The sequence below is a fragment of the Agarivorans sp. JK6 genome (assembly GCF_045277145.1).
GTDB classification, from domain to species: Bacteria; Pseudomonadota; Gammaproteobacteria; order Enterobacterales; family Celerinatantimonadaceae; genus Agarivorans; species Agarivorans albus.
Map to the genome: position 1 here is coordinate 2,336,957 of NZ_CP113525.1, position 10,813 is coordinate 2,347,769.

Consider the following 10,813-nt stretch of genomic DNA (forward strand, 5'->3'; position numbering starts at 1 on the left):
GAGTTTAGCTAAGTCTAAGCTCGGGTATTCGATTAATGAGAAATTCAATTTTGAACCGCAGACACGGCATGGATGCGTTGATTCCGTTGATCATTACATAGCTAATTAACAAACTAAATTATAGGTAGCTTGAACACCGGACTTTGTCAAACTGTTAACATTGACAGTACTAAATCACCGAGTAAGTGCTTTAATTTACTTAACTAATCGTTACAACGACTAGTTCTCGCGTTCTGTTCAACTTGAGAGTGGTTGGCTATGGCCACTCCCAACCCTAAACATTTAGTTGAATATGTTTTGCCTTTGTATTGCCACTTTTATTAAGTGGCTTTTTTTTGATCTTATTTCTGTGATGCCCCTCATTACAGCCCTACTACTCCCGTTTTAGTTTATTTGTGTAATATATTGCTGTATAAGCCTGCTCTAATTATTTTTATTAGGGGGTACATTCATGTCTAAGTTCTTTTTTAAGGGTCGTATCGAGAAAAAACCAAAACATGAAAGCTTCGGCTTTAACACAAAGCGTGATGTAAAAATTGGAACTGAAGAAAACCCTTTGCCGTTGTTGGTGAGCACTGAAAAACGTAAAGAAGAACTTCAACTGCGTGCTGCTGAGTATGGGATTGCGATAAACGTTACTGTAGATTCCGAAGCTGAAGAAAACACTGAGCAGTTAGAGCTATTGATCGCCAAGCCAGCAACCAAAGTAGTAGAAAAAACGCCTAAACGTAATGACCCGTGTAGTTGTGGAAGTGGTAAAAAGTTTAAAAAGTGTTGCGGCTAAGAAGGAAGCCTAAGCTTCCTTTATTCAAAACTACTTTAAGTTCTTCCAGTGAATCTCAATTTCGTTTTCATCACTGGTTACATAAGCAGATTCTTCTGTAATAGTGACTGACATATCCATGGTGCGTTGAGTAAAGCTGGCTAATGTAACCATTTCATCCCAACTCAACTGCCATACTTCTGCGTCCAACAGGTTTATTTTATTCTCTGTTTGTTGCCACCAGGTATCGGATTTTGAATTAAAGCTATACACCTTGGCGCGTTTAGCCGATCTGCTTGCTTTTTTAATTCGCTCTGGGCTTGGTTCGCCGACATCAATCCACAGTAAGGTGTCACCTTCTAAAGATTTTTGCCAAATGTCGGGTTGCTCTACTTCACTAAGTCCTTTGGTAAACTCTAACTCTGCTTCTGCATTCAAACAAAAAGCCATTGTACGCGCCATCATACGCTCTAGGGTTTCTGAAGGATGCTGAGCAATAGTGAGGTTAATTGTGTCGTAGTAATTGCGGTTTAAATCCGATAGAGATATTCGCAATTTATAGATAGTAGGTTTAAGTGCCAAAAGAAGGCCCTTCTCAAAAGTAATGCTAAGCAGTGAACTCAGCTGAATAATGCTGTGAGAATGCGCCTTTTAAGGATAAAACTCAATAAAAAACTTAGTCGGGGTAAGCGTTTCTTATTTCTAGGAATTCATCAAAGTCATTTACAATAATATCAACCAGTTGCGGGTCAAAATGCTTGCCTTTTTGCTCAATAATGAATTGCTTGATTTCGTCATTACTCCACGGCTCTTTGTAAGAGCGTTTAGAGCCTAAGGCATCAAATACATCAGTGATGGCCATGATACGACCAACTAGTGGAATATCTTCTCCAGCCAACTGACGGGGGTATCCGCTACCGTCCCATTTTTCATGGTGACATAAAGAGATCTCTGCACCTAAACGCGCAATGATTTTATTTGAATCGGCCAATAAGTCGTAACCCACTTGAGCGTGAGTTTGCATAATCTTCCATTCCTCGGCATCTAACTTGCCAGGCTTATGTAAGATCGACTCTGGAATCGCAATTTTTCCCAGATCATGTAGCGGCGCTGCGTGTTTAAACGCTTCTACAAACTCGGGGTCAAAATCGAGCTTTTTGGCCATTAACTCACAAATTAACGATACTCGTTTTACATGAGAACCGGTTTCTTTACTGCGTTGCTCAATGGCATCACCAATAATGAATATCAGCTCTTTTTGGGTATCTTGAATTTCTTCTTTAATGGTGAGGTTTTCGAAAGTAAGTGCAATGTTAGTGGCGAAGACTTCAAGTAAACCTTTTTCGATATCGTCTAAGGGGTTTTCATGTTGCACGTACAGTAAGCTAACACTGCGGCTATCTGTTGGGTAAAAACCTACATAGCAGTTTTCGGTAACCAGCGTTTTCTTTTCATCCAACGCACGCTTGAGTAGTTGTTTTACATCTTCAGGGATTTTACTTTGGTCGAAATTATATTCGTTATGCTCATTGGTAACAAAGTCACCAGTGGCAGCTAGCACGTTAAAAGATTGATGGCGCAGCACATCTTCGGTAAGCGTTGTAATGTACATGGCTGAGCTTTCTAATTGGAAAAGCTCTACTAGTTGTTTTAGCACCGCTGAACCAAAGTGGTACAAGGTTTTACTTTTAAGTACCAAAGATGTGGATTCTATTACCTGCATCAAGCCTTGACGGTGACGCTCAATAAACAAAATATCTCGGTAGGATCGAATGGCTGAATAGGTAATGGTTTTTAGCTTAGTGGCTGTTAACTCGGTTTTACTTTTGTAATCGTTGATGTCGTAGTCTTTGATCACCGATTCTTCTGGCGCTTGGCCTGGTTGTCCGGTTCGCAAAATTAGGCGTGTTGCATGATTTTCTTTTGTTTCTCGAATCCACCTAACTAGTTCTAAACCAGCATGGTCGGTTTCCATTACTACGTCTACAAGTGCGATGGCAATATCGTTATGTTCTTCAAACATTCGTTGCGCTTCTTCAGCACTGTATGCTGATAAAAACTCGAGCTTATAACCATCAATCTCCACATCAGACAATACTAATCGTGTTACAGAATGAATTTCGGCTTCATCATCTATGACCAGTAACTTCCATGTTGGTCTGGTAACTTCTTCTGAAGGCTCGTCGATATCATCGATGAAAAGAAAGTCACTCATGCCCTGCTCCATTATTCTTAGTTACACTAAAATTAGAACAGCAACTGCATAATATCAAAGACTATTATGCAGTTGCTGAAGAAAACTTAGAAGCTAAGCGCGTTATTGCTTCGTTATTGATTCAAAAACTAGTAATAGTTCGATAAAATCGATTCAAACTCAATCACTTGAAATCTATGGAAAGTAGACTTACAAGCCAAAACATACTGCCTCCTGTAATCATTTTATCGATAGCGACTGCATTGCTTATTTGGCATTCATCTTTATCGGCGAATACTCAAGATATTATTTATTGGATGCCTTACGGTTTAGCTGCAATTACCGCAATGTTAGCGCTGCAATTTAACCGCCGACAACTTATTGCTGTGGTCATTGTAAACACCTTTAGCTACTGGCTTATCGCCAGTTACCTACAGCAACCACTAAGTATTCTGGAAGCAAAATTTGCTTTTACAGCGGTGTGTTTGTTCATCCCGATTAACTTGGTGTTGAATCAGTTCATTAATGAAAATGGCAGTACTACTCCAAGAGCAATCGCCATTTATGTTTTTTTGTTAGTACAAATGGCGAGCATATCGCTAGCTCTTAACTTTTTTGTCGCCGATACCGCAGAGTTTATTACCGAATGGTTTGAGCCTAGACCTAGAGAAGGTTTAGTAATGAGCTTAGCTGCACTGGGCTTGTCTGTAGTTTGTATCGTCGCAGCTTTTTTTCGCTGGGCTTATAAGTCTACCAGTTTAACCATCGGGTTATTTTTTAGCTTTGTCGCCAGTTTATTTCCGCTGATGTTTTTAGACCGAGAAGCTATCTCTTCGGTATTTTTCACCGCGTCTATGCTCATCATGCTTTATGCTGGGTTTAGAGCCTCCCATGAGCTGGCTTACCGCGATGAGTTAACTGGCTTACTTGGTAGACGGATGCTTTTTGAGAAACTCGCTGGTATGTCAAAAAATTACAGCCTAGCGATGGTAGACATTGATCACTTTAAAAAGTTTAACGACACCTATGGTCACGACGTTGGAGATGACGTGTTAGCGATGGTGGCATCTAAACTCGATCAAATTGAAGGTGGTGGCCAAGTATTTCGCTACGGCGGTGAAGAATTCACCGTACTATTTAAAGGCAAAAAGCTTGACCATGCTATTGCGTTTTTAGATGACATTCGTGAAATTATCTCGGAAACCCCATTTGCAATTAGGGATAAAACCAGCCGAGATAAGGGTGACAAAACCGCTCGAAACGAAGAAGCCAAACCTAAAAATACTGTTCAAATTACTGTAAGTATTGGTGTAGCAGAAAAAGCAAATCATCACGCCAATGCCGAAGAGGTGATAAAGGAAGCTGACAACGCGCTTTATAAAGCGAAGAACAAAGGCAGGAATATTGTTGTTGGTTAAATTAGAAGCCTAAAAAGCTAAATAAAAAAGGGTTAAACGAGAAACGTTTAACCCTTTTTTTGTGTTTAAATCAGTGCTTATACTACTGCGGCAATAGCAGCACAAAGCGCTTCCATGTTGTCTTTAGTCATACCGGCTACGCTAATGCGACCAGAACCAACGATGTATACGCCATGTTCTTCTTTTAAGGTTTGTACTTGCTCTTTCGATAAACCAGAGAATGAGAACATACCGTTTTGGCGTTGAATAAAGCTGTAATCACCAGTTGCGCCTTTAGCGGCTAAAGTTGCTACGAACAAATCGCGCATTTCTTTAATACGGTCACGCATTTCAGCTACTTCTGCTACCCATTGCGCTTTTAACTCAGCATCTTGCAAAATAGTGGTTACTACCGCAGCACCATGTGACGGTGGGTTTGAGTAGTTTGCACGAATTCCAGCTTTAACTTGGCTAAAGGCTGTTGCACCTTGCTCTTTATCAGCCGCAACTAAGGTAAATGCACCAACACGTTCGTTGTATAAACCAAAGTTCTTAGAGAAAGAACTGGCTACAAGTAGCTCTTTAATCTGTTTAGCGAAGATACGTAAACCCGCTGCATCTTCTTCAACGCCGGTCGCAAAACCTTGGTAAGCAAAATCGAACAAAGGCAGTGCTTTTTTAGCTGCAGTTAAGTTGGCTAGCTGTTCCCATTGTGCTTGAGTGGGGTCGATACCCGTTGGGTTGTGACAACAACCGTGAAATAGCACCAAGTCACCTTCAGCAACTTGCTCTAAAGACGTCACCATTGCGTCAAAGTCGAGGTCTTTAGTTTCAGCATTGTAGTAGTCGTATGCTTTAACTTCTAAGCCAAGCGCTTTAAAGATGTTACCGTGGTTAGCCCACGTTGGGTTGCTTACCCAAACAGTACGTACACCCAAATGGTTGTATGCAAATTCAGCCGCGTTATGCAGAGCGCCAGTTCCACCAGGAGATTGAGCGGTAAATCCGCGTTGGCTAGCTACGATTTCACTGTCTTCACCAAAAAGTAACTTTTGAACTTCTTTTCCGTAAGCCGGGTTACCTTCAATACTTAGGTAAGATTTGGTGGCTTCGTTTTCTAAAAGACGTTTTTCGGCGATTTTAACGGTAGCTAAAACCGGGGTTTGACCTGCTTCATTCTTGTAAATGCCAACACCAAGATTGATTTTGTTAGGACGGGCGTCAGCTTTAAAAGCTTCGGTTAATCCTAAGATTGGATCTGCGGGGGCTGCGGATACGCGCTCAAACATATTTTCCTCACTGCTAATTACATACCTGTATGGTGCGAAGATTACCTTAAGTCGCTAAACCTGTCTTTAGTCACAGAAAAAAATTTCGGGAAAATTTTGATTTAACGCATTAATTTGGATTAAGCCGCTATTTTTGGTAATTTTTAAGGTCTGTGATTCCACCGAAGAGTGCAATCAATTAAGATGCCTGTAAGGCTTATGAGAGAAACCACTATATGGATTTAAGTTTAGGTTTTATCGTAAAAAAATGGTTAGGCTCGCTACTGATGCCGCTTAACATTTCGTTGTTCTTTTTGTTGCTCTCTTTTTATTTTGGCATAACAAAACGTCCCTACCGCGCTGCAGCGACTTTAGTCCCTGCTTTGGCGATATTGTTGGTTACCAGCAACCCTTGGTGGGTAAATCAACAGTTATTAGTAAATGAACGAGAATTAAAAGCGCCAAGCCAGCTTGTCGATAGTTTCGACTTTGTCGTGGTATTAGGTGGTGGTCATATCAGTGATCCAATGCTCTCGCCTACTGAGCAGCTTAGTCGCTCATCGTTTGCGCGTATCACTAAAGGGATTGAGTTAAGTTTAGTTAACCCCCAGAGCCGTTTAATTGTATCGGGCTATGGCGGCAGCGATCCAAACAGCAATGCTGAGCTCATGGAAAAAGTAGCAAGGCAAGCCAACATTCCTCCTGCCAACATTATTACTATTCCTAAAGCTAAAGATACCGAGCAAGAAGCAGCCGTGATTGCTACGTACATAGGACAGCGCCCTACCGCGTTGGTGACTAGCGCTACTCATATGAAACGTGCATTGCAGCATTTCAACAAGTATTCAAGCAATATAAGCCCTGTACCTACTGATTACCTTGGCAAAGAAGTTCAGGGAGAACAACGGCTTTATGAGTTTTTGCCCGATGCGCGCTTTATTCATAGGTATGACGCTGTATGGCACGAAAAACTTGGGATTTGGTGGCAAAAAATACGTACTTATTTTTCTTAATCGTTTGTTTTAGATCAGCAATTTACAGTTTTAGGCAGATAATTTTGCGGAAACACTACGTTTTTGTAATTTATTCACTATAATCGAGCCAATTTATTTAAAGGAGAGACGCACAATGAGAACACCTCTTGTAATGGGTAACTGGAAACTAAACGGTACTAAAGATTCTGTTACCGCATTAGTAAATGGCTTAATCGAACCAGCTAAAGCAGCTACGAACGTTCAAACAGCAATTTGCCCACCAGTAGTATTTTTAGGTCAAGTTGAAGCCTTAGTGGGTGATGCTCCAATCGCTTACGGTGCACAAGATGCAAGCGTAAACACCTCTGGTGCATTCACTGGTGAAAACTCTCCAGTAATGTTGAAAGAATTTGGTTGTACCTACAACCTAGTGGGCCACAGCGAGCGTCGTCAGTACCACAACGAAACTGATGCTGTAGTTGCTGCTAAATTTAAAGCGATTCAAGAAAACCAACTAGTACCTGTACTATGTATTGGTGAAACTCTTGAAGAAAACGAAGCAGGTAAAACTGAAGCTGTAGTTGAAACTCAACTTAAAGCTGTTATCGACCTTTGTGGTGTTGAAGCATTAGAAAATGCTGTTATCGCATACGAGCCTGTTTGGGCTATCGGTACTGGTAAATCTGCTACTTCTGAGCAAGCTCAAGCTATTCACGCTCACATTCGTAGCTGGTTAGCAGCGCAAAGCGCAACTGTTGCAGAAAAAGTTCAAATTCTTTACGGTGGTAGTGTTAAAGCTGCTACGGCTAAAGAGCTTTTCTCTCAACCAGACATTGATGGCGCGCTAGTTGGCGGTGCTTCTCTAATGGCTGAAGAGTTTGGCGCAATTATCGCTGCAGCAAACTAAGATTAGTTCTATTAAAAAGCCGCTGTATATACAGCGGCTTTTTTTATGACTTATTGCAGCTAACTCATTTTTACCAGTTGCTCTTGCAGTTCATTTATTTCATCTCTTACCGCTGCAGCCTGTTCAAATTCTAACTCTTTTGCGTGATTGATCATTTGCTTTTCTAGTTGCGCAATATTCTTCAACATAATTTCAGGCGTAAGTGCTGCGTACTTAGCTTTTGGCTCTGCCGCTTGAAGAACTTTACTCTTCCCAAAGTTACTAATATCAACCACTTTCTTGTTAAGTTTTTGCGGAACTATACCGTTATCTAGGTTGAACTGATGCTGGATTTCTCTGCGTCGATTATTTTCACCAATTGCTCGTTCCATAGAGCCGGTGATCTTGTCGCCATAAAGGATCGCTTTACCTTGAGGATGGCGCGCCGCTCGGCCAATGGTTTGAATTAAAGAGCGCTCTGAGCGAAGGAAGCCTTCTTTGTCGGCATCGAGTATGGCTACAAGCGATACTTCAGGCATATCGAGGCCTTCTCGTAACAAGTTAATGCCCACAAGCACGTCAAATACTCCCATACGCAAATCACGTATGATCTCTACCCTTTCTACGGTATCAATATCCGAGTGCAAATAACGAACTTTAACTTGATGCTCAGTGAGGTATTCGCTTAGATCTTCGGCCATTCTTTTGGTAAGCGTGGTCACCAATACCCGTTCATCGATTGCCGTACGTATGCGAATTTCTGACAACAAATCGTCGACTTGAGTATTTACTGGGCGAACCTCTATTTCTGGGTCTAATAAACCTGTGGGCCTAACTACTTGTTCAACAAACTCTTGGTTAGTTTTTTCTAACTCATAATTACTTGGCGTAGCGGATACAAATATGGTTTGTGGTGCGATTTGCTCAAACTCTTCAAACTTAAGAGGTCGATTATCCAAGGCAGAAGGTAAACGGAATCCGTAGTTAACCAAATTTTCTTTGCGCGAGCGGTCACCTTTATACATTGCGCCAATTTGAGGCACGGTTACGTGTGACTCATCAATGATAAGGATACCGTCGGCAGGTAAGTAATCTAATAATGTTGGTGGTGGCTCGCCTGGGGCGCGAGTTGATAAGTATCGAGAATAATTTTCGATACCCGAGCAATACCCTAGTTCGTTCATCATTTCGATATCAAACAATGTACGCTGGGAAATCCGCTGCTCTTCAATTAGCTTATTAGCATCTAACAGCTGCTTTTTACGCTCGTTTAACTCTTCTTTAATAGACGATATTGCATTGAGAATGGTTTCTCGCGGCGTTACATAGTGGGTCTTAGGGAAAATAGTCACCCTTGCCATTACCGCCTCTTCTGCTCCAGTAAGTGGATCAAAGCTGCTAAGCCGTTCTACTTCGCCATCAAACAACTCAATTCTTACTGCATTCTTATCAGACTCTGCTGGAAATACGTCAATCACGTCTCCACGAACTCTGAAGGTAGAACGCTGGAAGGCAGCATCATTACGCGAATATTGTAGTTCTGCTAGTCGGCGAAGAATGGCGCGTTGGTCAATCATATCGCCAACACTTAGGTGCAACATCATTTGTAAATAGGACTGAGGATCACCTAAACCGTAAATGGCCGACACTGAAGCTACCAATACTACGTCTCGTCGCTCTAATAAGGCCTTAGTCGCAGACAGCCGCATTTGTTCGATGTGAGAGTTAACAGATGCGTCTTTCTCTATGAATGTGTCAGTGGTCGGCACATAGGCTTCAGGTTGATAATAGTCATAGTAAGAAACAAAAAACTCTACCGCATTATTAGGGAAGAACTCTTTCATTTCGCTATAAAGCTGGGCGGCTAAAGTTTTGTTTGGAGCTAAAACTATAGTTGGCCGATTTTGCTCTGCGATCACATTCGCTACTGTAAATGTTTTGCCTGAACCGGTAACCCCTAGTAGCGTTTGATGAGCGAGCCCATCTTCTAAGCCTTCTATTAGACTTGATATAGCCGTTGGCTGATCCCCTGCCGGTTTGTATTCCGATACTAGATCAAATGGTTTTTTCACTGCTCTACTACCAATCATCTGAAAGTTTTATCATTGGTCCATTCTACGCAAAACCTAGCGATAACAAAAAGGCGTATTAGTCTTGTACAGAAAATTAGCGTTGTTTAGCAGAGAATATCGCAAACAGAAAATCGGTAGCAGATAACCCTAAATTGTGCACAGTAAGAAGATTGTAACGAAAAGTAATGCACAACACTTTTTTTGTAAAAGCAACAACTTTTTTTACAGGTCAAAAATTGAGCTTTTACACCAATAATTAAATAAGTCCTTGAATAATAGTGATTAAATGAAAAACAGATGTAGATCAAATTTAGGCTCGTGCTAGGTATCTAGTGGGCTGTAGCCCATAAGCGACTTTTAATGCACACAGTTATCCACAAAATCAGTGGATAAGTCTCGCTAACTACCAGCACCAAAGGCTTTTACATATTGTGCATAATTATTAGGCAATCAGCTTAGCTATAAAGAAATGTGTTTTTATGAATATTAATTATCTGCGCATTTTTTATACCAGCTGAACAAGTTTCGATCTGTAGTTTGCAACAACTGGATGTAAGTTGAGCAAACAAACAGAAATTGTCATTTTTGACGTAGAATTAGTTGACACTTATAGGGGCAATTATTACTATGCGCCCCGCACTTAAGCAAAGCGATTCCCCAATAGCTCAGTTGGTAGAGCGGTGGACTGTTAATCCATGTGTCGTTGGTTCAAGCCCAACTTGGGGAGCCAAATCTCCTTTGCTAAGTGATAAATCAAGATTCCCCAATAGCTCAGTTGGTAGAGCGGTGGACTGTTAATCCATGTGTCGTTGGTTCAAGCCCAACTTGGGGAGCCAATCTTGATTACAATAGGTCAATACCTTATATGATTCCCCAATAGCTCAGTTGGTAGAGCGGTGGACTGTTAATCCATGTGTCGTTGGTTCAAGCCCAACTTGGGGAGCCAATCATATAACTAGATATACCTTACGATTCCCCAATAGCTCAGTTGGTAGAGCGGTGGACTGTTAATCCATGTGTCGTTGGTTCAAGCCCAACTTGGGGAGCCACTCCTTTTATCTAGTAAGCCTTATAATTCCCCAGTAGCTCAGTTGGTAGAGCGGTGGACTGTTAATCCATGTGTCGTTGGTTCAAGCCCAACCTGGGGAGCCACATTTTTATCACTTCCTGTTATACCCTTTCCGATATTTGTTAATCACTAAATATATTACTTAATCCTAAGCATCTGATAGATAAGTCTAATGTTTGCATGTATCATT

At 41.3% G+C, this 10,813-nt stretch carries 8 protein-coding genes and 5 tRNA genes; 9 read left to right on the top strand and 4 right to left on the bottom strand.

The genetic code is table 11. The annotated features are described in order from the left end of the window. Window positions 1–451: 451 nt before the first annotated feature. On the top strand, window positions 452–784 hold the full coding sequence (locus tag OV592_RS10900; protein WP_152784920.1) for a PBPRA1643 family SWIM/SEC-C metal-binding motif protein: 333 nt from the start codon (window positions 452–454) through the stop codon (window positions 782–784). Window positions 785–814: 30 nt separating this feature from the next. On the opposite strand, the gene OV592_RS10905 is transcribed toward OV592_RS10900, so the two are convergent. Both OV592_RS10905 and OV592_RS10910 read right to left on the bottom strand, forming a co-directional pair. After that, window positions 815–1,345 carry a YaeQ family protein gene (locus OV592_RS10905; protein WP_152784922.1) on the bottom strand — a complete coding sequence of 177 codons (531 nt, stop codon included), beginning with the start codon at window positions 1,343–1,345 and terminating at the stop codon, window positions 815–817. 94 nt (window positions 1,346–1,439) lie between these two features. Further along, on the bottom strand, window positions 1,440–2,978 hold the full coding sequence (locus OV592_RS10910) for a DUF3369 domain-containing protein (RefSeq protein ID WP_406611397.1): 1,539 nt from the start codon (window positions 2,976–2,978) through the stop codon (window positions 1,440–1,442). Between the two features lie 176 nt (window positions 2,979–3,154). Between OV592_RS10910 and OV592_RS10915 the strand changes: the two genes are divergently transcribed. Beyond that, on the top strand, window positions 3,155–4,375 hold the full coding sequence (locus tag OV592_RS10915; protein ID WP_406611398.1) for a GGDEF domain-containing protein: 1,221 nt from the start codon (window positions 3,155–3,157) through the stop codon (window positions 4,373–4,375). Window positions 4,376–4,452: 77 nt separating this feature from the next. Here OV592_RS10915 and OV592_RS10920 read toward each other — a convergent pair whose 3' ends face one another. Further along, window positions 4,453–5,643 carry an amino acid aminotransferase gene (locus tag OV592_RS10920; RefSeq protein WP_152784931.1) on the bottom strand — a complete coding sequence of 397 codons (1,191 nt, stop codon included), beginning with the start codon at window positions 5,641–5,643 and terminating at the stop codon, window positions 4,453–4,455. Window positions 5,644–5,858: 215 nt separating this feature from the next. On the opposite strand from OV592_RS10920, the gene OV592_RS10925 reads away from it, so the two are divergent. Together OV592_RS10925 and tpiA are read left to right on the top strand one after the other, a co-directional pair. Next, entirely contained in the window at window positions 5,859–6,635 is a 777-nt protein-coding gene (locus tag OV592_RS10925) for an ElyC/SanA/YdcF family protein (protein WP_338626403.1), read from the top strand. Between the two features lie 115 nt (window positions 6,636–6,750). After that, on the top strand, window positions 6,751–7,503 hold the full coding sequence (gene tpiA, locus OV592_RS10930) for a triose-phosphate isomerase (protein ID WP_016401456.1): 753 nt from the start codon (window positions 6,751–6,753) through the stop codon (window positions 7,501–7,503). 59 nt (window positions 7,504–7,562) lie between these two features. Here tpiA and uvrB read toward each other — a convergent pair whose 3' ends face one another. Next, a complete protein-coding gene (gene uvrB / locus OV592_RS10935; protein WP_406611399.1) occupies window positions 7,563–9,572 on the bottom strand; it encodes an excinuclease ABC subunit UvrB in 2,010 nt (669 codons plus the stop codon). Between the two features lie 636 nt (window positions 9,573–10,208). Here uvrB and OV592_RS10940 point away from each other — a divergent pair. From OV592_RS10940 to OV592_RS10960, 5 genes are all read left to right on the top strand, one after another. Continuing rightward, a tRNA-Asn gene (locus OV592_RS10940) sits at window positions 10,209–10,284 on the top strand. A gap of 30 nt (window positions 10,285–10,314) precedes the next feature. After that, a tRNA-Asn gene (locus OV592_RS10945) sits at window positions 10,315–10,390 on the top strand. 34 nt (window positions 10,391–10,424) lie between these two features. Then, window positions 10,425–10,500 (top strand) — tRNA-Asn (locus OV592_RS10950). Between the two features lie 27 nt (window positions 10,501–10,527). After that, window positions 10,528–10,603: transfer RNA gene (locus OV592_RS10955), tRNA-Asn, on the top strand. Window positions 10,604–10,630: 27 nt separating this feature from the next. Beyond that, a tRNA-Asn gene (locus OV592_RS10960) sits at window positions 10,631–10,706 on the top strand. Window positions 10,707–10,813 lie beyond the last annotated feature (107 nt).

Bases quoted from the DNA above. Each gene is read 5' to 3' on its own strand.
- OV592_RS10900 (WP_152784920.1), top strand. From the start codon at position 452: ATGTCTAAGTTCTTTTTTAAGGGTCGTATCGAGAAAAAACCAAAACAT.
- tpiA (WP_016401456.1), top strand. From the start codon at position 6,751: ATGAGAACACCTCTTGTAATGGGTAACTGGAAACTAAACGGTACTAAA.
- OV592_RS10910 (WP_406611397.1), bottom strand. From the start codon at position 2,978: ATGAGTGACTTTCTTTTCATCGATGATATCGACGAGCCTTCAGAAGAA.
- OV592_RS10915 (WP_406611398.1), top strand. From the start codon at position 3,155: ATGGAAAGTAGACTTACAAGCCAAAACATACTGCCTCCTGTAATCATT.
- OV592_RS10925 (WP_338626403.1), top strand. From the start codon at position 5,859: ATGGATTTAAGTTTAGGTTTTATCGTAAAAAAATGGTTAGGCTCGCTA.
- uvrB (WP_406611399.1), bottom strand. From the start codon at position 9,572: ATGATTGGTAGTAGAGCAGTGAAAAAACCATTTGATCTAGTATCGGAA.
- OV592_RS10920 (WP_152784931.1), bottom strand. From the start codon at position 5,643: ATGTTTGAGCGCGTATCCGCAGCCCCCGCAGATCCAATCTTAGGATTA.